Annotated in this window: 17 protein-coding genes; 9 read left to right on the top strand and 8 right to left on the bottom strand. The window is 70.6% G+C overall.

From position 1 onward, the window contains the following. Window positions 1-5 precede the first annotated feature (5 nt). The 5 genes from OG488_RS19200 to OG488_RS19180 all read left to right on the top strand — a co-directional run bounded on the left by OG488_RS19200 (window position 6) and on the right by OG488_RS19180 (window position 7,008). Entirely contained in the window at window positions 6-1,961 is a 1,956-nt protein-coding gene (locus tag OG488_RS19200; RefSeq protein WP_329230861.1) for a copper resistance CopC/CopD family protein, read from the top strand. Between the two features lie 5 nt (window positions 1,962-1,966). Beyond that, window positions 1,967-3,283, top strand: coding sequence for an iron uptake transporter deferrochelatase/peroxidase subunit (gene efeB, locus OG488_RS19195; protein ID WP_329230860.1), 1,317 nt, complete (start codon window positions 1,967-1,969; stop codon window positions 3,281-3,283). A 39-nt stretch (window positions 3,284-3,322) separates the two neighbouring features. Beyond that, complete coding sequence (pheA, locus tag OG488_RS19190; RefSeq protein WP_329230858.1) at window positions 3,323-4,258, top strand: prephenate dehydratase; 936 nt, start codon at window positions 3,323-3,325, stop codon at window positions 4,256-4,258. A 660-nt stretch (window positions 4,259-4,918) separates the two neighbouring features. Continuing rightward, window positions 4,919-6,196 carry a serine--tRNA ligase gene (gene serS / locus OG488_RS19185; RefSeq protein ID WP_329230856.1) on the top strand — a complete coding sequence of 426 codons (1,278 nt, stop codon included), beginning with the start codon at window positions 4,919-4,921 and terminating at the stop codon, window positions 6,194-6,196. Further along, a complete protein-coding gene (locus OG488_RS19180) occupies window positions 6,193-7,008 on the top strand; it encodes an HAD family hydrolase (protein ID WP_329230854.1) in 816 nt (271 codons plus the stop codon). Before serS ends, OG488_RS19180 begins: the two co-directional genes overlap by 4 nt. Before the next feature lie 72 nt (window positions 7,009-7,080). On the opposite strand, the gene OG488_RS19175 is transcribed toward OG488_RS19180, so the two are convergent. The 5 genes from OG488_RS19175 to OG488_RS19155 all read right to left on the bottom strand — a co-directional run bounded on the left by OG488_RS19175 (window position 7,081) and on the right by OG488_RS19155 (window position 11,622). After that, the gene (locus OG488_RS19175; RefSeq protein ID WP_329230851.1) at window positions 7,081-7,773 is read right to left on the bottom strand and encodes a hypothetical protein; all 693 of its coding nucleotides are present in this window, start codon (window positions 7,771-7,773) and stop codon (window positions 7,081-7,083) included. A gap of 279 nt (window positions 7,774-8,052) precedes the next feature. Beyond that, window positions 8,053-8,772: an ABC transporter permease gene (locus OG488_RS19170; protein ID WP_329230849.1), complete on the bottom strand. Its 720-nt coding sequence runs from the start codon at window positions 8,770-8,772 to the stop codon at window positions 8,053-8,055. A gap of 30 nt (window positions 8,773-8,802) precedes the next feature. Continuing rightward, window positions 8,803-9,714: an ABC transporter ATP-binding protein gene (locus tag OG488_RS19165; protein WP_329230847.1), complete on the bottom strand. Its 912-nt coding sequence runs from the start codon at window positions 9,712-9,714 to the stop codon at window positions 8,803-8,805. After that, complete coding sequence (locus OG488_RS19160; protein ID WP_329230845.1) at window positions 9,711-10,619, bottom strand: ABC transporter permease; 909 nt, start codon at window positions 10,617-10,619, stop codon at window positions 9,711-9,713. Before OG488_RS19160 ends, OG488_RS19165 begins: the two co-directional genes overlap by 4 nt. Beyond that, on the bottom strand, window positions 10,609-11,622 hold the full coding sequence (locus tag OG488_RS19155; RefSeq protein ID WP_329238804.1) for an ABC transporter ATP-binding protein: 1,014 nt from the start codon (window positions 11,620-11,622) through the stop codon (window positions 10,609-10,611). The genes OG488_RS19160 and OG488_RS19155 overlap by 11 nt, the downstream gene beginning before the upstream one ends. Before the next feature lie 428 nt (window positions 11,623-12,050). Between OG488_RS19155 and OG488_RS19150 the strand changes: the two genes are divergently transcribed. The 4 genes from OG488_RS19150 (at window position 12,051) to OG488_RS19135 (ending at window position 16,796) form a co-directional block, all read left to right on the top strand. Next, window positions 12,051-13,832, top strand: coding sequence for an SDR family oxidoreductase (locus tag OG488_RS19150; RefSeq protein ID WP_329230843.1), 1,782 nt, complete (start codon window positions 12,051-12,053; stop codon window positions 13,830-13,832). Window positions 13,833-14,183: 351 nt separating this feature from the next. Next, window positions 14,184-14,726 carry an RNA 2'-phosphotransferase gene (locus OG488_RS19145; protein WP_329230842.1) on the top strand — a complete coding sequence of 181 codons (543 nt, stop codon included), beginning with the start codon at window positions 14,184-14,186 and terminating at the stop codon, window positions 14,724-14,726. A 134-nt stretch (window positions 14,727-14,860) separates the two neighbouring features. Continuing rightward, on the top strand, window positions 14,861-15,772 hold the full coding sequence (locus tag OG488_RS19140) for an LLM class flavin-dependent oxidoreductase (protein WP_329230840.1): 912 nt from the start codon (window positions 14,861-14,863) through the stop codon (window positions 15,770-15,772). 181 nt (window positions 15,773-15,953) lie between these two features. After that, window positions 15,954-16,796 carry a Cof-type HAD-IIB family hydrolase gene (locus OG488_RS19135; protein ID WP_329230838.1) on the top strand — a complete coding sequence of 281 codons (843 nt, stop codon included), beginning with the start codon at window positions 15,954-15,956 and terminating at the stop codon, window positions 16,794-16,796. Between the two features lie 157 nt (window positions 16,797-16,953). Here OG488_RS19135 and OG488_RS19130 read toward each other — a convergent pair whose 3' ends face one another. From OG488_RS19130 to cydB, 3 genes are all read right to left on the bottom strand, one after another. Beyond that, window positions 16,954-18,660, bottom strand: coding sequence for a sensor histidine kinase (locus tag OG488_RS19130; protein WP_329230836.1), 1,707 nt, complete (start codon window positions 18,658-18,660; stop codon window positions 16,954-16,956). Between the two features lie 60 nt (window positions 18,661-18,720). After that, the gene (cydD, locus tag OG488_RS19125; RefSeq protein WP_329230835.1) at window positions 18,721-22,299 is read right to left on the bottom strand and encodes a thiol reductant ABC exporter subunit CydD; all 3,579 of its coding nucleotides are present in this window, start codon (window positions 22,297-22,299) and stop codon (window positions 18,721-18,723) included. A 116-nt stretch (window positions 22,300-22,415) separates the two neighbouring features. Then, window positions 22,416-23,417, bottom strand: a complete 1,002-nt coding sequence (cydB, locus tag OG488_RS19120) for a cytochrome d ubiquinol oxidase subunit II (protein ID WP_329230833.1) — start codon at window positions 23,415-23,417, stop codon at window positions 22,416-22,418. Between the last annotated feature and the right edge of the window lie 18 nt (window positions 23,418-23,435).

Here is a 23,435-nt window from a genome sequence, read left to right as displayed (position 1 = left end):
ACCCCATGACAGCCACCGCCCCGCCCTCCGGGCCCTCCCTGATACGACGGCCGCACGCCGCGGTCGCGCACCTCGCCGCGCTGATCAGCCTGCTGTTCGGCCTGGTGCTGGCCTGCGCGAGCCCCGCGTCCGCGCACGCCGCCCTCACCGGGAGCGACCCGCAGGACGGGGCGGTGGTCGCCACGGCGCCCGGAGAGGTCACGCTCACCTTCTCCGAGCAGATCGCCATGAGCGACGACTCGATCCGGGTCCTGGACCCGAGCGGGAAGCGCGCCGACGACGGCGCTCCCCGTGACCTGACGGCCGGTGGCGCCGTGCGGTACGGCGTCCAGCTCCACAGCGGTCTCCCCGACGGCACCTACACCGTGGCCTGGCAGGCGGTCTCCGCGGACAGCCACCCGGTCTCGGGAGCCTTCACCTTCTCCGTCGGCGCCCCCTCGGAGACCACCGTCGCACTGCCCTCGGACAGCGCGGGCGGCGGCCTCGTGGGCGCGCTCTACGGCATCGCACGCTACGCCGCCTACGCCGGATTCATCCTGCTCGCGGGCGGGTCGGCCTTCGTGCTCGCCTGCTGGCAGCGCGGTGCCGGTGCCCGGCCGCTGCAGCGCCTCGTCGTACGCGGCTGGGTCACGCTGACCGCGGCCACGCTCGCCATGCTGCTCCTGCGCAGCCCGTACACCGGCTCCGGAAAGCTCGCGGACGCCTTCGACCTCGACGGTCTGCAGGCCGTCCTCGACACCAAGCCGGGGGCCGCGCTGGTCTCCCGGCTCCTGCTCCTGGGCGCCTCCGCCCTCTTCATCGCCGTCCTCTTCGGGGCGTACGCCAAGCGCGAGGACGAGAAGGAGAAGAAGGACCTCACCTTCGGGCTCGCGACGGGCGGGGCGGTCATCGCCGCGGGGATCGCCGGCACCTGGGCCCTGGCCGAGCACGCCTCGACGGGTATCCAGCCGGGTATCGCCATGCCCGTCGACGTGCTCCATCTGCTCGCCGTCGCCGGCTGGCTGGGCGGGCTCGCCGCGCTGCTGGTCGCCCTGTACCGGACGCCGGACATCACGAGCGCCGCGGTACGGCGGTTCTCCCGGATGGCGTTCGGCAGTGTGCTCGTCCTCGCCTCCACCGGGCTCTACGCGTCCTGGCGTCAGGTGGGTTCGTGGTCCGCGCTGACCGGCACCCGGTACGGCCAGCTGCTGCTCCTCAAGGTGGGGCTCGTCGCCGTACTCGTCGGGGTCGCGTGGACATCACGGCGGTGGACGGCGCGGCTGGCCTGCGCCACCGCTGCTCCGATGGCGTCCTCGGGAACAGGGGAGACGGCCGGAGCGACGGAGACGACCGACCCGGTCGAACCGGGTGCGTCGGCCGACGCACCCGAGGAGGCGGTGGACCCGGAACGCGCCGCCCAGCTCTCCCGGCAGCGCGCCGCTCTGACGGCGACGAAGGAGAAGCGCGCCCGCGACGCCGATCCGGACCGCTCCGGACTGCGCCGCTCCGTGCTGGTGGAGGCGGGCATCGCCGCGGTGCTGCTCGTCGTGACGACGATCCTGACATCCACCGAACCCGGCCGCACCGAGGAGGAGGCCGCCCGCGGCAGCACCACCTCGGCTCCCGCGCCGGTGACCGGCGGGCAGCTGAATCTGACCCTGCCCTTCGACACCGGCGGCCGGAACGGGAAGGGGACGGTGCGCCTGGACATCTCGCCCGGCGGAACCGGCGCCAACAGCGTGCACCTCTGGGTCGACGGGCCCGACGAACGCCCCCTGGACGTACCCGAGGTGAAGCTCGCCTTCACCCTGGAGTCCAAGGACATCGGACCGCTTCCGGTCGTCCCGGACCACCTCACCGAGGGGCACTGGACGGCGAGTGGCGTGCAGATCCCGATGGCCGGCGACTGGACGGTCGCCGTGACCGTGCGGACGTCGGACATCGACCAGACGACCATCGACAAGAACGTGAAGATCGGCTGAGCAGGGTGAGCAAGAAGAAGGACTCCCCCCAGGGGAACGGCACCACTCCCGCCGGCCGCGACGGATCAGGGGCCGGCGGCGCGGGCTTCGTCTCCCGGCGGCGGCTGATCGGCGGCGCGGGAGCAGCGGGTGCGGCAGGACTCGTCCTGGGCGCGGCAGGCGGGGCCGGCGGATACGCCGCGAGCCGCGGTGAAACACCGTCCGCGCTGACCACGGTCGGCTCGACCGAGGCGATGTTTCACGGGAAACATCAAGCGGGGATCACCACTCCGCTTCAAGCCCGGGGGCACCTGGTCGCCTTCGACCTGACGCCCGGGTCGGGGCGCACCGAAGCCGCCGCCCTGATGCGCCGCTGGTCGGCCGTCGCTGCCCGGCTGATGGCCGGTGAGCCGGCGGAGAACGGCCAGGGGCACGACACCGGGATCGCCCTGGACGCCGGGCCGTCCTCCCTGACCGTCACCTTCGGATTCGGGCGGACCTTCTTCGCACGCACCGGTCTGACCGGCCACCGGCCACCCGCCCTGGACCCGTTGCCGAGGTTCTCGTCCGACCACCTCGATGCCGCACGGTCCGACGGGGATCTCTGGGTTCAGATCGGTGCCGACGACGCGCTCGTCGCCTTCCACGCGTTGCGCACCCTCCAGAAGGAGGCCGGTTCGGCGGCCCGGGTCCGGTGGCAGATGAACGGCTTCAACCGGACCCCGGGCGCCACGCACCGGCCGATGACCGCGCGCAACCTGATGGGCCAGGTCGACGGCACCAACAACCCGAAACCGGGCGAGAGCGACTTCCAGGAACGGATCTTCGTCCCGCCGGGGGACTCGGCGGCGTACGCGTGGATGGAGGGCGGCTCCTACGCGGTCGTCCGGCGGATCAGGATGCTCCTGGACGACTGGGAAGAACTCACGGTCGAGCGCCAGGAGCAGGTCATCGGCCGGCGCAAGGCGGACGGCGCCCCGCTCAGCGGTGGCTCGGAGGACACCGCGATGGACCTGGACGAGGCGGGGCCGGACGGCAAGCCGCTGATCCCCGCCAACGCACACGCCCGGATCTCCTCCCCCGAGAAGAACGGAGGCGCCGCGATGCTGCGCCGCCCGTTCTCGTACCACGACGGCATCGCCGACGACGGCACCCCGGACGCGGGGCTGCTCTTCGTCTGCTGGCAGGCCGATCCCTTCAGGGGCTTCATCCCGGTCCAGCGCAAGCTCGACCGCGGGGACGCGCTCTCGCCGTTCATCCGCCACGAGGCGAGCGGCCTCTTCGCCGTCCCCGGAGGCGCCGCGTCAGGGGAGTACGTGGGACAGCGGCTGCTGGAGGCGTGAGGCGCACGGCTCCCTCCGGCAGCCCATTAGGGTGACCGTATGTCAGCCACGCGCTACGCCTATCTCGGTCCCGAAGGCACCTTCACCGAGGTGGCCCTCCGTACCCTCCCCGAAGCCGCCACCCGTGAACTCGTCCCGATGGTCTCGGTGCCGGCCGCTCTGGACGCGGTGCGCAAGGGAGAGGCCGCAGCGGCGCTCGTCCCCATCGAGAACTCCGTGGAGGGCGGGATCACCGCGACCCTCGACGAGCTGACCACGGGCGCTCCGCTGATGATCTACCGCGAGGTGCTGCTCTCCATCACGTTCGCGCTGCTGGTGCGCCCCGGGACGAAGCTGTCGGACGTCAAGACCGTCACCGCCCACCCCGCCGCGCAGCCCCAGGTCCGCAACTGGATGGCGGAGCACCTGCCCAGCGCGGTGTGGGAGTCGGCCGCCTCGAACGCGGACGGTGCCCGGCTGGTCCAGGAAGGGCGCTACGACGCGGCCTTCGCCGGCGAGTTCGCCGCGGCGACCTACGGCCTCGAGCCGCTGGTGACGGAGATCCACGACGCGGAGAACGCCCAGACGCGCTTCGTGCTGGTGGGGCGCCCCGCCAGGCCGTCGGCCCCCACGGGAGCCGACAAGACCTCCGTGGTCATCTGGCTCGGCGACGACCGCCCCGGCGCACTCCTCGAGCTGCTCCAGGAGTTCGCCGTGCGCGGGGTCAACCTGATGCTGATCCAGTCCCGGCCGACCGGGGAGGGCATCGGGAACTACTGCTTCGCCGTCGACGCGGAGGGTCACATCGCGGACCGCCGGGTCGGCGAGGCGCTGATGGGGCTCAAGCGGATCTGCCCCAACGTGCGGTTCCTCGGCTCGTACCCGCGGGCAGGGGTGACGCCCGAGGAGACGAGCCCCCTGCGGATCGGGACGTCGGACACGGACTTCACCGAGGCGTCCGACTGGCTGGCCCGCAGCCAGGACGGCCGGGTCTGACGTCAGCGGCAGGGACCGGCCTTCGAGTCCTTCGATTCCGGGCCGGTCCTGACTGTCGGCCCCTTGTCCGGTCCTACTGTCGGATTTAAGGCCCCCGGGAATGGTCCGGTTCTCGGGCGACGAGGCGTGACCAGAGTTATCCACAGGGCGCACTCTCCGCCTGGGGACAAGTCGACACCACGCACCGACATGGTCGACAAATCGCCCCAGGAGCCCTGGATCCCCCACAGGGTCACAGCTCCCCTCGTGTCCCTCAATTCCGTTGATCAACTCATTGAGGCAGGGAATACCCACCCGAATGAGTGCACGGATGAGGTTTGAGTGGCGAATCCATGCCCTGAGATGCCGCTTTCGGAACGATCTCTTCCGACATCCACAGACCTTCTTCACAGCCTGTGGATAACTAATTGGATCAACGACCACCTGTGGACAACATGCGCATCGAGTGGCCGCCAACTCCGCGCGCATACACCGGTGATGCGTCGGGCGGCAGGAGCGCTTACCCCCCCTTTCGGGGTGATGGGACCCGTTTATCGACGATCCCCCCCTCCGCTCCACCCGCGATTCCATCAGGATTATCGATTCCGGCAATTCGGGCAAAGCGCCACGCTCGCCGATATCGGTTCGAGCGGTGGATCCCCGCACCGGTAGCCTTGAGGGGTGATTGACCTTCGCCTGCTCCGTGAGGACCCCGACCGTGTTCGCGCCTCCCAGCGCGCCCGTGGAGAGGACGTCGCGCTCGTCGACGCCCTTCTCTCCGCCGACGAGCTGCGCAGGTCGTCCGGCGTCCGCTTCGACGAACTCCGCTCCGAGCAGAAGTCGCTCGGGAAGCTGATCCCCAAGGCCACCCCGGAGGAGCGCGCCGAGCTCCTCAAGAAGGCGGACCAGCTGAAGGCCGAGGTCAAGGCGGCCGACGTCGCGCAGGACGAGGCCGACGCCGAGGCCAAGCGCCTGCTGCTGCTGCTCGGCAACATCGTCCACGAGGACGTGCCGGTCGGCGGCGAGGAGGACTTCGTCGTCCTGGAGACGCACGGCACGATCCGTGACTTCGGCGCGGAGGGGTTCGAGCCGAAGGACCACCTGGAGCTCGGCGAGTCGCTGGGTGCCATCGACATGGAGCGCGGCGCCAAGGTGTCCGGATCGCGCTTCTACTACCTGACCGGCGTCGGCGCGCTGCTCGAGCTGGCCCTGGTCAACGCGGCGATCGCGCAGGCCACCGAGGCCGGTTTCGTCCCCATGCTGACCCCCGCGCTGGTCCGTCCGCGCGCCATGGAGGGCACGGGATTCCTCGGCCAGGCCGCGGAGAACGTGTACCACCTGGAGAAGGACGACTACTACCTCGTCGGCACGTCCGAGGTGCCCCTCGCGGCGTACCACATGGACGAGATCATCGAGGCCGACAAGCTGCCGCTGCGGTACGCCGGGTTCTCCCCCTGCTTCCGCCGCGAGGCGGGCACGTACGGCAAGGACACCCGGGGCATCTTCCGTGTCCACCAGTTCGACAAGGTCGAGATGTTCTCGTACGTCGACCCGGCGGACGCCGAGGCCGAGCACCGCAGGCTCCTGGCCTGGGAGAAGCAGTGGCTCACGGGCCTGGAGCTGCCGTTCCAGGTGATCGACGTCGCCACCGGGGACCTGGGCTCCTCGGCCTCGCGGAAGTTCGACTGCGAGGCGTGGATCCCGACCCAGGGCAAGTACCGCGAGCTGACCTCCGCGTCCAACTGTGACGGGTTCCAGGCGCGCCGGCTCTCGGTCCGGATGCGCGACGGGAAGAAGGTCCAGCCGCTGTCCACGCTGAACGGCACGCTCTGCGCCGTACCGCGCACGATCGTGGCGATCCTGGAGAACCACCAGCTGCCCGACGGCTCGGTGCGGGTGCCGGAGGTCCTCCGTCCGTACCTGGGCGGACGCGAGCTTCTGGAGCCGGTCTCCAAGTGACGTTCCCCTACAAGCTCGTCGCGACCGATCTCGACGGCACCCTGCTGCGCGACGACCACACCGTCTCCGGTCCCACCCGGGAGGCGCTGGCCGCGGTCACCGCGGCCGGCGCGGCGCACATCGTCGTCACGGGGCGGGCGGTCCCGTGGACCCGGCACATCCTGGACGACCTGGGCTACCAGGGCCTCGCGGTCTGCGGCCAGGGTGCGCAGGTCTACCACGCGGGCGAGCACAAGCTGCTGACCTCCCTCACCCTGGACCGGCAGCTCGCGGGACTGGCCCTGTCCAAGATCGAGGCGGAGGTCGGCCCGCTCGCCCTGGCGGCGAGCCGTGACGGGCTCGAGGGCGAGGTGCTGGTCGGGCCGGGATACCAGGTGCAGGAAGGTCCTCTGCCGGCCGTCTTCATGAACGACCCGGCCGAGATGTGGACCGCTCCGCTGAACAAGGTCTACATCCAGCATCCGGAGCTCGACGACGACGCCCTGGCCGAGGCCGCGCGGCAGGCCGTCGGCAGTCTGGTGAACGTCGTCATGGCGGGCCCGGGTGTCGTGGAGATCCTGCCCCTGGGGCTGAGCAAGGCGACCGGCCTCTCCCTGGCGGCCCGCCGCCTGGGGCTCAAGGCGGCGGACACGCTGGCCTTTGGTGACATGCCGAACGACATCCCCATGTTCGGCTGGGCGCAGCACGGTGTCGCCATGGCCAACGCGCACGACGACCTGAAGGCCGTGGCCCACGAGATCACCGCGTCGAACGAGCACGACGGCATCGCGATCGTGCTGGAGGAACTGCTCCGGACGGCCACGCGCGCGTAGGGCGGGCCCGGTGAGCCGGAAGGCGCCGCCCCGGGACCACGGTTCGTGGCCCCGGGGCGGCGCCTTGTGACGTCAGCCTCCCTCGCGGCGGCCCAGCTCCCTCAGCCGGTGGCCGAGTTCGTCCATGCGGGCGTCGAGCCGGATGACGTCCTGCGAGACATCGGTGAGCCGCAGGCTGATGGCGCCGACGACCTGGTGGGTGACATCGAGCTTCCGGTCGAGGGAGCCGAGCCGCTCCGACATCCGGCCGAGCACCGGGCCGAGCTCCTGCAGCGCGCTCCCCACTCCGGCGAGGCAGCCCTCGATGCGGGTGACCCGCCGGTCGAGCGAGACGTAGGAGGCCCTGAGGTCCTCCTCGGCGTCGAGCAGATGGGTCCGGACACTGCGCGCGATGTCGCTGTCGCGAAGAAGCATCGCGATGTTGAGCACGGTCCTCCGGGTGTGGAGGCGCAGCTGCGTGGCAGCCTGTGGATAACTTCCAGGCGCCTCCCCCTTCCATAGCGACACCATGTCGCTATGGAAGGAGCGCAGCTCAGCGCCGCGCAGCACCTTCATCCCGTTACTGAACAGCTCCTGCTGATGGCGGTCGGTCAGTCTCCTGACCGAGGCTGTGGATACTTCGAAATAGCGGGCCACCTCCTCTGTGCGAAGGTGAATCCCGTCGGGGAGCATGACAAGGCTCTTGACCTTGTCGAGGGCTTCGACGCGGTCCATCTGCTCGACGCGCAGGGCAGGGGATTCGAGCAGGGCGACTTCCGTGGGCATGGGAATGCCTTTCGTGCGCGGGTACGGCGAGGAACGCCCTGTCCCCGGGCTGCGAGGGCGGAGGACGCTCACGGTTGCCACTCACTCGATGACCGGCCGGTGGGCACTCGCCCCGCCTCGGCCGGCACTCCCCGTATTCACGAAAGCTCGACGCCACGGATTCCTGTTGCCTCCACGCACCCCGTCCAACGAGCCGATAAGCACACGGTCACGCTGTTTGTCGTACGGGCATGGAACAACCCCCGCCCATCGGACGGGGGTTGCACCGGGGCGGGGTCGTCACTCCTCGCCGGCGAGCTTCAGCGCCCGCAGCTTCTGACCCGCGTACCAGGTGGCCACGGCGGTGACACCGACCAGCAGGACCGTCGCGAGCGGCAGGCCGACGTCCGAGGTCACCAGGCCGTCCCCGGCCACCTTCTCGGCGACCGAGAGGGACCACTGCTGCACGCTGAGCGTCCTGGCCCCGGGGACGAGGCTGCCGAACAGCGCCTCCCACACGAGCGCGTACACCAGGCCGAAGACCACGGCGTGCCGGCTGACCGTGCCGAGCAGCAGGAACAGCGCGCTGTACGCGATCGAGGCGACCAGCGCCGCGATCGTGTAGGCCACGGCGATCTGTCCGCCGTTGCCGTTGAGGATCAGCCCCGCGACGAACGTCGGCAGCGCCGAGAAGAGCATCGTCACGGCGACGGCCACGATCAGTTTGGTGAAGATGATCGTGGGCCGCTTCACCGGCTTGGCCAGCAGGTAGACGATCGATCCGTCGTCGATCTCCGGTCCGATGGCACCTGTTCCGGCGATCACGCCGATCAGCGGGACCATCGTGGCGATGGCGAATCCGCCCAGCACTCCGGAGGCGACGCCGTCATCGGCCCCGGCGAACGCCCGCACCGCCACGGAGATGGCCACCAGCAGCACCGGCAGGACGAACAGGATGGCGGCCCGGCGCCGGCCGAGCAGGGCCCGGTAGGTGAGCCGGGCGACTGTGGGGTCGTACATGACGCTTCACAGCTCCTTTCAGGCCACTACTCAGGCCGCTACGAGATAGGAAAAGACCGATTCGAGGGACTCGTCGGACGGGGAGACGGTGAGCAGCCGGATGCCGTGTTCGCGTGCGACCTTCGGCAGCAGGGCCGTGAACCGCCCGAAGTCGACCGCCTGGATCCGCAGGGCCCTCTCCGTCACGTCGACCTCGATCCCCGCTGTCGAGGGGTCCGCGATGAGTGCGGCGGCGAGCGCCCGGTCGTCGCTGGACCGTACGAGATAGCGGTGCGGACGGTCCGTCATCAGCCGGCGGATCTTCCGGAAGTCACCGGACGCGGCGTGGCGGCCCGCCACGATCACCTCGATGTGCGAGGCGAGCTGCTCGACCTCCTCGAGGATGTGGGAGGAGAAGAGCACCGTGCGGCCCTCCGCGCCCATCCGGCGCAGGAGCTCCATCAGCTGCATCCGCTGACGCGGGTCCATGCCGTTGAACGGCTCGTCGAGGAGCAGCACCGACGGGTCGTGGACCAGGGCGGACGCCATCTTCACGCGCTGGCGCATGCCCTTGCTGTACGTCGAGATCTTGCGGTCCTGGGCGTACTCCATCTCGACCGTGGCCAGCGCCTCGGCCGCGGCGGCGTCCCCGAGTCCGTGGAGCTCGGCGTTGGCCACGACGAACTCGCGGCCGGTGAGGAAGTCGTACATCCCCTCCCGCTCCGGCACGATCCCGATCGCCTTGTAGACCGACTCGTTGCGCCAGATCTGTGTGCCGTCGAGCGTCACCTTGCCGGTCGACGGCGCGAGGAAGCCGGCCATCATGTTGATCAGCGTGGACTTTCCGGCTCCGTTGGGGCCGAGCAGCCCGGTGACCCCGGGGCCCACGGTCATGCTGACGTCGTTGACGGCGACCACGTTGCCGAACCAGCGGGAGGTGTGGTCGATCTCGATGGTGGTCACAGCCCGACCCTCCGGTAGCGGCGCATCAGTACGGCGTACGAGCCGGCGACGAGCGCGAGGACAACGATCAGATAGACCACGCCGGCGGCGGCACCCGGTCCTTCACCTCCGGGGAAGGCGGAGGCGGCGCCGAGGAACGCGGTCTGCACCCCGTCGATCAGGGTGATGGGCGAGAACAGCCCCAGCCAGGTGATGGCACCGGTCGATCCGGTCTCCCAGGCGATCGCCTGGACCGTGGAGACCGCCCCGTAGGTGATGGTCAGCACGGCGATCACCGCGGCGACTCCGAAGCCACGCCGCGGTGTCAGCGCGGCGACCACGAGCCCGAGCCCGGCGAACAGCACGGAGAGCAGCGCCACCGAGACCATCCCCTGTCCGAAGCCCTTGCTCTGATCGGCGAGGTCGAACTTGGCCAGCAGTGCGCCCACGTACAGGATGACGAGCGGCAGCCCGGTGAGGATGAGCAGGGCCGAGGCCATGGCGGCGAACTTCGCGAGGACGTAGTCGACGCGCTCGATCGGCCGCGAGAAGTACAGCGGCACGCTCTTGAAGCGCAGGTCCCTGGACACGGACTGCGGCGCCTGGGAGGCGATGAACAGTCCGATCACGGCCTGGAGGTAGATCGCGAAGTCCGTGTACTTGATGGGCAGTTTCGTCATGTTGGGCGTGGCGATGGCGACCGCGACCAGGATGAGCGCAACCAGGCACATCACCCCGCACAGCAGCATCGGCAGCACCTTGGACTTCGCGGACCTGCCCAGTCCGAACGAGCCGCGCAGCGACTGCGAGTACAGCGACCGGCGTGCGTACGCCCGTCCCAGGCGGACGCCGTCGTAGGAGCGGTATCCGATGTTGTGGATCCGGGAGGTCTCGCTCCCGGTCACGGTTCCGGTCTCAGTGCTCATCGCGACCGCTCCCCTTCTGCTGTCCGACACCCGTCGTCACGGCCTGGGCCGCCGGGGGCGCCGCTTCGGTGCGGAAGACCTCGGCGATGTGGTGGCGCCGCTGTTCCATGCGGATGAGTCCCAGACCGAGCTCGGCCACCCTGTCGCGGACCACGTCGTACGTCTCCTCGCCCGTCGCCTCCACCAGGAGGATGTGGCCGGCTCCCGGCAGTCCTTCGGCGTCGAGTCCGTCGGCTCCGACGAGCGTGATCCCGGCCGCGGTGAGGGACCGGCGCAGGGCGTCCGTGCCGTCGGGGTGGGTGTCGCTGTCGGTGACCTCGACGGCCAGTGTCGTCGTCGTCCGGGTGAAGTCGCTGGTGGAGCTGGAGCGGAGCAGCGCGCCGCCGTCGATGACGACGACGTGGTCACAGGTCCGTTCGAGCTCTCCGAGGAGGTGCGAGGTGACCAGCACCGAGATGCCGAAGTCGGTGTGAACGCGGCGGATCAGGCCGAGCATCTCGTCGCGGCCGACCGGGTCCAGGCCGTTGGTCGGCTCGTCGAGGAGGACCAGCTTCGGGTCGTGGACCAGGGCCTGGGCCAGCTTCACCCGCTGCTTCATACCGGTCGAGTAGCCGCCGATGGGGCGGTAGCGCTCCTCGTACAGCCCCACGTGGCGCAGGGTGTCCGCGGTACGCTCGCGCGCCGCCGTGGGCGGCAGACCGGACATCCTCGCCATGTGGACGACGAACTCGGTCGCCGAGACGTCAGGGGGCAGGCAGTCGTGTTCGGGCATGTACCCGACCTGCTCCCGGATGGCGGCTCCCTCGGTGGCGACGTCGAGCCCGAGCACCGCGGCCCGGCCTTCGGTGGCGGGGGACAGACCCAGAAGGATCTTGATCAGTGTGGACTTGCCGGCCCCGTTGGAACCCACCAGGCCGGTGACGCCCGGTCCGATGTCCAAGGAGAGCCGGTCAAGCGCGGTCACCCTCGGGAACCGCTTGCTCAGGCTTTCGGTTGCGATCACAGTCACGTGTTCGAAGGTAGTGGCGCGCGCCCCGGGAGTCGTCAGCCCAGGCGGTTGTATCCGCGTCAGACTCCAGGCGTACGGACCCGTAGGGGGACCCCACGCGGGAGGACGACCGACCGGAGGCGGCCCCGGGGCCCGGACGGTGCTTGGAGGGTTCCCCGACGGTGCTTGGAGAGTTCCCGGACGGTGCTTGGAGAGTTCCCCGACGGTGCCGGGCGGACCTGCGACCCGCCTGTCCACGAAGCATGGTGCGGCCTGCCCACCGAACGCGGTGCGGTCTGTCCACCGAATACGGTGCGGCCTGTCCACAGGGCGTTGTCCACAGGTTCGGGGCATCCCTTGACGCGACGGGCGGTCGGTTGCCACATTTCAGCGGTCACGTTACGGACGCGTACCGCAACGCCGGCACCGGACAAGGAGGCTGCGTGAATCTGCGAGGCGCGCGCGAGCGCTGGGTGCGTACGGGAGGGGTCGAGCTGTGTGTCGCCGAGGCCGGCGATCCGTCACAGCCGACGATCGTGCTGGTGCACGGCTATCCGGACAGCAAGGAGGTCTGGTCCGAGGTCGCCGCACGGCTGGCCGAGCAGTGGCACGTGGTGCTGTACGACGTGCGCGGCCATGGCAGGTCGACGGCGCCGAGGCCGCTGCGTGGCGGCTTCACGCTGGAGAAGCTGACCGACGACTTCCTCGCTGTCGTGGACGCCGTGAGCCCGGACCGACCGGTCCATGTGGTCGGCCACGACTGGGGTTCGGTCCAGGCGTGGGAATTCGCGACCGTGGAGCGCACGAAGGGCCGCATCGCCTCGTTCACCTCGATGTCCGGTCCGTCCCTGGACCACTTCGGACACTGGATCAAGCGACGGATGGCGCACCCGGACGCGCGCGGCCTGGGCCAGTTGCTCGGCCAGGGCGCGAAGTCCTGGTACGTGTACGCGCTGCACACACCGGTTCTGCCCGAGATGGCCTGGCGCGGGGCGCTCGGCAGGCAGTGGCCACGGATCCTGCGGCGGATGGAGAAGGTCCCCGCGGACGGGTATCCGACGTCTTCGCTTCCTCAGGACGCGGCGCACGGGGCATGGCTCTACCGTGACAACATCCGTTCCCGCCTGCGCCGTCCGCGCCAGGACGCCTACGCACACGTCCCGGTCCAGTTGGTGACACCGACCGGAGACGCCTTCCTCTCGCCGTCGCTCTACGACGAACTCGACTCTTGGGTACCCCGGTTGACCCGGCGCACCCTCCCGGCGAAGCACTGGGTCCCGCGCACCCGCCCGGATCAGCTGGCCGTCTGGATCAGCGAGTTCGCTCGCGGCGTGGACAGTGGCAGCCTGGGTGAGTCCGCAGGCCTCGCAGCACCGGCCACGGCGGCTGCCGGATCCCATGCCGCGCGTTTCAGCGGGCAGTTGGTATTGGTCACAGGCGCTGCTTCGGGAATCGGGCGGGCGACGGCGCTGTTGTTCGCCGAGGCCGGAGCGCGGGTGGTGGCCGTGGACCGCGACGCGGACGGTGTGGCACGGACGGTGGAGACGGCGCGTCTGACCGGTGCCGCCTCGGCGTCGGCCGAAGTGGTGGATGTCGGGGACGAGCATGCGATGGAGCAGCTCGCGGAGAAGATCGCCTCCGAACACGGCGTCGTGGACGTCCTGGTGAACAACGCGGGCATCGGCCTGTCGGGCTCCTTCCTCGAGACCACCAGCGAGGAATGGCGCAAGGTCCTCGACGTCAATCTGTGGGGTGTCATCCACGGCTGCCGGGTCTTCGGCAAGCAGATGGCCGACCGGGGGCAGGGGGGCCACATCGTCAACGTCGCCTCGGCGGCGGCCTATCAGCCCTCCCGCGTGCTCCCCGCCTACAGCACGTCCAAGGCGGCGGTGCTGATGCTCAGCGAATGCCTGCGCGCGGAACTGGCCGACCGCTCGATCGGCGTCAGCGCGATCTGCCCAGGGTTCGTCAGCACCGGCATCACCGGCACCGCGCACTTCGCAGGAGTCGACGAGGCCGAGGAGGAGCGCCTCCGCGAGCGCACGACCCAGTTGTACACGCGTCGCAACTACCCGCCCGAAAAGGTGGCTCACGCCATCCTCGAGGCGGTGGTACACAACCGCGCCGTGGTGCCGGTGACACCCGAGGCCCGTGGCGCACGGCTGCTCCACCGGATCAGCCCCCGGCTGCTGCGCGGCGTCGCACGGCTGAAGCCGCCCCTCTAGGTATACGGCGAGTTGGACGGACCCTTCCCCTAACGACGCTGCGGAGAAGTGCGGTTGTCAGCGGGCAAGTCCGGAGGCCGTAACTCCCGTGCGGCCGAGTCCATTTCGCGACATCGCTTCCAGCACAGGGCACTTCGAGACCACAGCGAGCCGGGAGTGCGACATCTACACTGAAAATTAACCAAGTTACCCAAATAGGGCGAAGAGGACGACAGTTGTCCACAGGAGTGTCAAAATACCTGTGGATAAACCGAGTTGGCTGTGGATCAAACCTGATGGCGGCACCTTTCGTCACGAACCTCGGGTGAAATCGAGGTGCGCCCCGTGACGCACCGAGGGCACTCTGGCGGGATGGACGAACGACGCACCGTCAAGGTGTCCAAGTACCTGTCGAAGCATCTGCGGCATGAGCCCGGCCGGATCGGTCTCGTTCTCGACCCTCACGGCTGGGTGCCCGTCGACGCGTTGCTGGAGGCCTGCGCGCGGCACGGCTTCACCCTCACCCGGGACGAGCTCGAGCACGTCGTCGCGGTCAACGACAAGCGGCGCTTCACCGTGGACGGCGACCGTATCCGCGCGAACCAGGGCCACTCCGTCACGGTCGATCTCGACCTGCCCCCGGCCGAGCCGCCCGCGTACCTCTACCACGGCACCGTGGCACGCGCCCTCGACGCCATCCGGGCCGAAGGGCTCCGGCCCATGGGCCGCCACCATGTCCACCTCTCGCCCGACCGCGGGACGGCGGTCCGTGTGGGCGCCCGGCGGGGCGCGCCGGTGGTCCTCGCCGTGGACGCGGGCGCCATGCACAGGGCGGGGCATCTCTTCCACGTCAGCGCCAACGGCGTGTGGCTCACCGACGCCGTGCCTCCGGCCTTCCTGCGTCTGCGCGACTGATCGGCCGCAGCTCAGCGCCGCATGCCGCCCAGGCCCGCGCGGAGGTCGTCGAGACACGGCGGTGATCCTCCTGCGGGCCCGATGTCCCGCAGCGGCCTGCGGGGCCCTGGAGACATCGCCGTAGAGTCGTCGTCATGACCTCCTCCCGCCGACTGAGCACCGTGATCCTGCCCATCCGCCGCTGGCACGACGGCGGCCGGCCCCTCTGGGTACGCGCCGAGGAGCTGGGGTTCCACGCCGCGTACACCTACGACCATCTGGCCTGGCGGACCTTCCGTGACGGCCCGTGGTTCGGTGCGATCCCCACGCTGACCGCCGCCGCGGCGGCCACCGAGCGTCTGCGCCTGGGCACACTCGTCACCTCGCCCAACTTCCGGCATCCGGTGACGCTGGCCAAGGACCTCATCACCCTGGACGACGTCTCCGGCGGGCGGATCACCCTCGGTATCGGCGCCGGCGGCAACGGATTCGACGCGACCACGCTGCGCAGGAGTGACGAGGACGCGTGGACGCCGCGCGAACGTGCCGACCACTTCGCCGAGTTCGTCCCGTTGCTCGACCAGCTTCTCCGGGAGCCCTCCGTGACGAGCGAGGGCCGGTTCTACTCCGCGAACGAGGCCCGGAACATCCCCGGCTGCGTACAGCGTCCCCGGCTGCCCTTCGCGATCGCCGCCACCGGACCGCGCGGACTGAGGCTCGCGGCACGGCACGGCCAGGCCTGGGTGACCACCGGTGACCCGAAGCTGTACGAGGCCGGCACCCCCGAGCAGTCCGTCACGGCCCTGCACGGCCAGATCACCCGGCTCGGCGCCGCCTGCGAGGAAGCCGGCCGCGACGTGGGCGAGCTGGACAAGATCCTGCTCACCGGCTTCACCCCGGGCCGTCCGCTGCAGTCCGTCGACGCGTTCGTGGACTTCGCGGGAACACACTTCGACCTCGGATTCACCGAGATCGTCGTCCACTGGCCGGAGCCGGAGTCCCTCTTCGCCCTGGAAACAGAGGTGTTCGAGCAGATCGCCACGGAGGCCCTGGCCCAGCTCGGCTGACCGTCCTCCGCTCCGGACGGGACGGCGAACGGGGTCGGTCCCGGACGCCGTCTCCGGCCGGACACAGGGCCGGTAACGCCTTCGACATATGCCTCTGTCAGATCCGGCAGCTCACAGGCTCACCCTCTCAGATGTGCGCCCCTCCGCACGCCCGTGCAACCCCGTACGAGAGAATGCCGGGGTGACCTCAGCTACCGACTCGCCTCTTCCTGCCGTGACCCGGCTGATCGCCACCGATCTGGACGGCACCCTCCTACGTGACGACAAGACCTTGTCGGACCGCACGACGGCAGCCCTGGCAGCCGCCGAGGAGGCGGGGATCGAGGTCTTCTTCGTCACCGGACGGCCCGCCCGCTGGATGGACGTCGTCAGCCCCTACGTCCAGGGCCACTCCATGGCGATCTGCGGGAACGGAGCAGCGGTCGCGGATCTCCGCAGCGGCCGCCTCCTCAAGGTCCATCCGCTGGACCGTGGGATCGCCCTGGACGTGGTCGGCCTCCTGCGCGAGGCCGCGCCGGGCGTTTCGTTCGCCGTCGAACTGACCACCGGCATCCACTACGAACCCGCCTACCCTCCTTTCCACATGGACCCGGGTGCCACGGTCGCCGTCGCGGAGAAGCTGCTCCACGAGGAGGCCCCGGGCAGCGGCACGCCGGTCCTCAAGGTCCTCGCCCACCACCTCGAGCTGGCCCCGGACGCCTTCCTCGCGCTGGCACGCGACGTCGCGGGGGATCGGGCGTCCTTCACCCGGTCCAGCCCCACGGCGCTCCTGGAGATCAGCGGCCTCGGCGTCTCCAAGGCCGCCACGCTCGCGGCCTGCTGCGCGGAGCGCGGAATCCCGGCGGCCGAGGTCGTCGCGTTCGGGGACATGCCCAACGACGTGGAGATGCTGAGCTGGGCCGGAGCCTCGTTCGCCATGGGCAACGCCCATCCGGACGCGGTGGCCGCCGCATCGGGTGTGACGCTCACCAACGACGAGGACGGCGTCGCGGTCGTCATCGAGCGGATCCTCGCCGCACGCTGAGCGCGCACGCCGAACCCGGGCGCTGAAACCCGTGTCCCGAACCCGTGGGCCGAACCTGAGGACCGAACCTGACGGCCGAACCCGAGGGCCGAACCTGTGGGCCGACAGTCCGCCGAACCGTGCGCTGAACCAGCTCGTCGGGCTCACACGCCGGACATCACAACGGGACCTGCCAGATCACTGTCGTGCCCCCGCCCGCCTCCCCGACCCCCGGCCCGAACCAGCTGGCGCCGCCCAGCGACTCCGCCCGCCTGGCGAGATTGCGCAGACCGCTGCGCCGTCCGCCCTCCGGAATGCCCACTCCGTCATCCGTGACCGTCAGCCGCACCGCGTCCCTCCCGTCGGGCAACGCGGCGGTCGCGTCCACCGTCACCTCGACACGCGAGGCCCTCGCGTGACGGAAGGTGTTGGAGAGCGTCTCTCGCAGAGCGGCGATGAGGTTCTTGCCGGCCAGCTCCCCCACCGACGAGTCGACGGGGCCCAGGAATCGGTGCGAGGGCGCGAAGCCCAAGGGCACCGCCGCCATGTTGATCTCCCGCAGGACCCTGGTCCGCAGCCCCGACGGCGCCTCCGCGGGCTCCTGCTGCAGGGCGAAGATGGCGGTACGGATCTCCTGGATGGTCACGTCCAGCTCGTCGACGGCCCGCCCGATGCCGGCCTGCACCGCGGGCACGGGTGAGCGTCGCTGCGCGCCCTCCAGCATGATCCCGGTGGCGAACAGGCGCTGGATCACGAGGTCGTGGAGATCTCGGGCGATGCGGTCCCGGTCCTCGTAGACGACGAGCCTCTCCCGGTCCCGCTGTGCCTCGGCCAGCTTCAGGGCCAGGGCGGCCTGCGCGGCGAAGTGGGTGGCGAGCGTCCGCTCCGCCTCGGTGAACGGCCTTCCTCCCCGCACCCGGGGGATGGCAAGCGCCCCGAGCACGCGTCCGCCGCTGCGCAGGGGGAGCAGCATGTGCGGACCGAACTGGTCCGCAAGCCTGGTGACCATGCGGGGATCGGTCGCGGGGTCGTCGAGGAACACCTCCTCGCCCCTCAGGAGAGCCGCCACCACAGGGCTCTGCGGCGGAATGATCACCCCGAGGGACGCGGACGGCCGGTCCCCGGCTACGGCGACGATCTCGAGGCCTCCCGAATCGGCGGGGAGCAGCACGATTCCGGCCGCGGCGTCGGCAAGACGGCGGGCCTGTTCGGCGACGACTGTGAGCGCCTCGTCCGCGTCCCCGCCGGAGAGCAGGGCGGTGGTGACGGCCACCGAGCCGTCGATCCACCGGCCGCGCTGCCTGGCGGACTCGTACGTCCGGGCATGGCCGATGGCGATCCCGGCCTCCGTGGCCAGCACACGCAGCATGTGGAGCTCGTCGTCCCCGAAGGTCTCGCCGGCACGCTTCTCCATCACGTAGAGGTTGCCGAAGATCCTGCCCTGGACCCGGATGGGAACTCCGAGGAAGGAGCGCATCGCCGGGTGGGCGGCGGGGAATCCGGCGAAGCGCGGATCGGCCTCCAGATCCTCCAGCCGGATGGGCACGCCCTCCTGGATCAGGGCGCCGAGGAGACCGGTGTGGCCGTCGGGCGGCCGGCCGATCGCCCTGCAGACCTCCTCGGGCACCCCGTGGGTGATGAAGTCGCAGAGGCTCTCACCAGGCTCTTCGACGACGCCGATGGCCGCGTAGCGGGCGTGGGCCAGCTCGGCCGCGGTCTCACAGATGCGTTCGAGAGTGGAGTGGAGCTCCAGGCCCGTGCCGACGGACCTCGTCGCTTCCAGCAGCTGCGGAACGCGCGCGGTCAGCTCGGCGGAGAGCCCTCGCAGGCTCCCGGCGGCCGGCCGCGTGGCTCCGGACACGTCCTTCGGATCCGGCTCGGGCATGACCTGAGCCTAATAAGTACCGAATGGTCAGGAAAGTCGGACAGCGTCGGGCCGCTGCTCTCAGGTGCGCACCGGCACCGCTCCCACCGGCCGCATCCGCTCCACACCCGTACGCACCGGCTCCTGTTCGCGTGCGAGCATGCGGTGCAGCGGACCGTCCTGCGCCGCCAGCTCGGCGTACGGGCCCTGCTGCACCACGTGGCCACCGTCCAGCACCAGCACCTCGTCCACCGCTTCGAGCCCGGCCAGCCGGTGGGTGATCAGCACGGTCGTACGTCCTTCGGTGGCGGCCAGCAGGTCAGCGGTCAGGGCGTCCGCCGTCGCCAGGTCGAGGTGCTCCGCGGGCTCGTCGAGCACGAGCACGGGGAAGTCGGCGAGGATCGCGCGGGCCAGCGCCAGCCGCTGCCGCTGACCGCCCGAGAGCCGGGCACCGTGTTCCCCGACCATCGTGTCGAGGCCGTCGGGCAGGGACTCGGCCCAGTCCAGCAGCCGCGCCGCGGCGAGGGCGTCACGCAGTTCGCCGTCCGTCGCGCCGGTGCGCGCGAGCCGCAGATTCTCGCGGACGGAGCTGTCGAAGACGTGGGCGTCCTGGGCACACAGCCCGACGAAGGTCCGGACCGTGTCCGCGTCCAGCGCGGAGGCGTCGACACCGCCGAGACGGTACGTCCCCTCCCGGGCGTCCAGGAAGCGGAGCAGGATCTGGGCGAGCGTGGTCTTTCCGGATCCGGACGTGCCGACGACCGCGATCCGCCGACCGGCGTGCAGCGTGAGGTCGACGGAGTGCAGCGCGTCGCGCTCCGCGCCTCCGTACCTGGCCGACAGCCCTCGTACGTCGAGCGGGAAGGGTGAAGCGGGTGCCTGTGCCGGCTCGACCGGTTCGGCGACCGGCACAGGAGCGTCCAGCACCTCGAAGACCCGCTCCGCACTGCTCCTGACCCGTCGGCGGTACTGGACCGCGAGCGGCAGTCCCGTCACGGCCTCGAAAGCCGCCATCGGTGTGAGGACGACGACGGCGAGCTCCACCCCCTCCAGGCGTCCGGTGAACACCGCGGGCAGCGCGACGACCGCCGCGCCCACGACCGTGAGCCCGCAGATCAGGGCGGAGAGTCCGCCACCCAGCGCCGTGGCGGCCGCCGCGCGCGCGGCGATCCTCGTGAGGACCGTGTCCGCCGCGCGCACCTGCTCCCTCCGGGCGGGCAGCGCACCCGCGACGGTCAGCTCGGCCGTTCCGCCGAGGAGATCGGCGACCCGCACCGCCAGAGCGGCCCGGGCGGGCGCCAGTCGACGCTCGGCACGCCGGGCACAGGCGCCGCTCAGCCACGGCACGCCCACACCGGCGAGCAGCAGACCGGCCGCCAGCACGGCGCCCGCCTCCGGCAGCATCCATGTGGTGAAGGCGACGGCTCCCGCCCCGACCCCGAGCGCGGTTCCCACGGGCAGCAGCCAGCGCAGCCAGTAGTCCTGCAGCGTGTCCACGTCGGAGACCAGCCGGGACAGCAGATCGCCCCGGCGCGTCGTGCGGAGGCCGGCGGGCGCGATGCGCTCCAGGCCCCGGTACACCGACACCCTGAGCTTGGCGAGCATCCTGAGCACCGCATCGTGGGACACCAGCCGCTCGGCGTAGCGGAAGACCGCCCGGCCCATGCCGAAGGCCCGGGTCGCGGTGACGGCGACCATCAGGTACAGCACCGGAGGCTGCTCGGAGGCGCGGGAGATCAGCCACCCGGAGACCGCCATGAGCCCGACGGACGAGCCCACGGCGAGGCTGCCCAGCATCAGGGCCAGGCCCAGTTTCCGGTGCTGGGAGCCCGCGGCCTCCCGGACCCGGGCCAGTACGCGGCCGCCGGCCCCGGGGGTGGTGTCCCGGAGGACGGGCTCCATCGCGCCCGCGTTTCCGGTCCCGTCCGCACTCCCCCGAACGGTGGGAACATCCTGGGCCGCCGCGTGCTCCGCACCCGGGGCCGTCCCGCGCTCCGGGCCCAGCCGTCCGGGCAGGGCACCTGACGCCACCGGTTCCAGCGCCACCACGCGGTCCGCGACCGAGAGCAGCGCCGGCCGGTGCACGACCAGCAGCACGGTGCGCCCGACGGCCAGCCTCCGTACCGCGTCGACGATGCCCGCCTCCGTCTCCCCGTCGAGGCTCGCCGTCGGTTCGTCAAGCAGCAGCAGAGGCCGGTCGGCCAGGAACGCCCGCGCCAGCGCGAGCCGCTGGCGCTGCCCCGCGGAGAGACCGGCGCCGTCCTCGCCCAGCAGCGTCCCGGTGCCCTCCGGGAGCGCCTCCACGAAGTCGTACGCTCCTGCCTCCCGCAGCGCGGTCACGACCGCCTCGTCCTCCGCGTCCGGACGGGCCAGCCGTACGTTCTCCGCGATCGTCCCGGCGAAGAGGTGGGGGCGCTGGGGCACCCAGGCGATCTGCTCGCGCCAGCGCTCGGGAGAGACGGCGGACAGCGCGGTCCCGCCGACCCGGACCCGCCCTTCGTCGGGCGTGGTGAATCCGAGCACCACGTCGAGGAGGGTGGACTTGCCTATCCCGCTGGGACCGACCAGGGCGACGGTCTCCCCCTGCTCGACCACGAGCGATGCCCTGTCCAGCGAGGGCTCCGCCCGGCCCTCGTGCCGGACCGTCACCCCTTCCAGTTCCAGCCTCAGGGTCTGGGGCACGTCCTGGGATCCCTTGGCCGCGGGCTCGGTCTCCAGCACAGCGAAGATCTCCTCCGCGGCCGAGAGGCCCTCCGCGGCCGCGTGGTACTGGGCACCGACCTGGCGGATCGGCAGATAGGCCTCGGGCGCCAGGATGAGGATCACCAGCCCCGTATAGAGGTCGAGCTCTCCGTGGACGAGCCGCATCCCGATCGTCACCGCGACCAGGGCCACGGACAGGGTCGCCAGCAGTTCCAGCGCGAAGGACGACAGGAAGGCGATCCGGAGCGTCTTCAGCGTGGCCCTGCGGTACTGCGAGGTGATGGTGCGGATCGACTCGGCCTGCGCCTTGGCACGTCCGAAGACCTTCAGCGTCGGCAGTCCGGCGACCACGTCGAGGAAATGTCCGGAGAGCCGTGACAGCAGCCTCCACTGATGGTCCATCCGGGACTGGGTGGCCCAGCCGATCAGGATCATGAAGAGCGGGATCAGCGGCAGCGTCACCATGATGATCGCCGCGGAGACCCAGTCCTCGGTGACGATCCGGGCCAGCACCGCCACGGGCACGACGACCGCGAGACCGAGCTGGGGGAGGTAGCGCGAGAAGTAGTCGTCGAGGGCGTCGACGCCCCGGGTGGCCAGAGCGATCAGCGACCCGGTGCGCTGCCCGCTCAGCCACTCCGGGCCCAGCCCGGAGGCCCGCTCCATGAGCCGGCCGCGCAGTTCGGACTTGACCGCGGAACTCGCCCGGTGTGCGGCGAGTTCGGTCAGCCAGGCCACCAACGCCCTGCCCAGCGCGACGGCGGCCAGCAGAAGGAGGGGTGTGCGGAGTCCGGCAGCCGTCAGGCCGTCCTGGAACCCGCCCACCACCACCTCGGCGACGAGCATGGCCTGAGCGATGACCAGGGCCGCTCCGACCAGGCCCAGCGCCACGACGGCCGCAAGGAAGAACCGTGTGGCCCGGGCGTACCGGAGAAGACGCGGGTCGATCGGTTTCACGTGAAACAGCTCCCCAGTGAGCTCATGTCGCTCGCTCAGCCAGTTCGGCGCTCGGGACAGGTTCGGTACGGCGCATCGGTGAGTCGCCGCGCGTCGGCACGGTCACTCCGGTGTGCTCAGTGGGCATCGGCGATGTGGTGCGTGCCGATGCGCTTGCGGAACACCCAGTACGTCCAGCCCTGGTAGAGCAGCACCACCGGAGTCGCGATGCCGGCGCACCAGGTCATGATCTTGAGGGTGTACGGGCTGGACGAGGCATTGGAGACCGTCAGGTTCCAGGCGTCGTTCAGCGAGGACGGCATGACGTTCGGGAAGAGCGTCAGGAAGAGCATCGCGACCGCCGCCGCGATGGTCACACCGGAGAACGCGAAGGACCAGCCCTCGCGCCCCGCCGCGATGGCCCCGATGGCCACGGCCAGCGACACCACGGCGACGATCATGGCCACCATGCTCCGTCCGTTGCCGTTGTCCGCCTGGGTCCAGACGAGGAAACCCAGAGCGAGAGCCGCGGTGGCCAGGCCCAGCTTGAGAGCCAGCCCACGCGCCCGCTCCCTGATGTCCCCGACCGTCTTGAGCGCGGCGAACACCGAACCGTGGAAGGTGAAGAGGAACAGCGTGACCAGCCCGCCCAGGATGGCGTAGGGGTTGAGCAGGTCCCAGAGGTTGCCGACGTACTCCATGTCGGCGTCGATCTTCACACCGCGGACGATGTTCCCGAAGGCCACGCCCCAGAGGACGGCGGGAATCAGCGAGGTCCAGAAGATCGCGTGCTCCCAGTTGGTCTGCCAGCGCTCCTCGGGCCTCTTCGCCCGGTACTCGAAGGCCACCCCCCGCACGATCAGGCAGAGCAGGATGACCAACAGGGGAAGGTAGAAGCCTGAGAACAACGTGGCGTACCACTCCGGGAAGGCCGCGAAGGTCGCGCCGCCCGCGCTGAGCAGCCACACCTCGTTCCCGTCCCAGACCGGCCCGATCGTGTTGATCAGGACCCGGCGCTCCTTGCGGTCCCGGGCCAGCAGCTTGGTGAGGACCCCGATTCCGAAGTCGAATCCCTCCAGGAAGAAGTAGCCGGTCCACAGGACGGCGATGAGCACGAACCAGACGTCGTGGAGTTCCATCTCTCAGCTCCGCTTGAT

It is taken from the genome of Streptomyces sp. NBC_01460 (genome assembly GCF_036227405.1).
In the GTDB taxonomy this organism is placed as follows: domain Bacteria; phylum Actinomycetota; class Actinomycetes; order Streptomycetales; family Streptomycetaceae; genus Streptomyces.
Note: the sequence above shows the minus strand (reverse complement) of the source record. Positions and strands in the feature narration are given on the sequence as shown.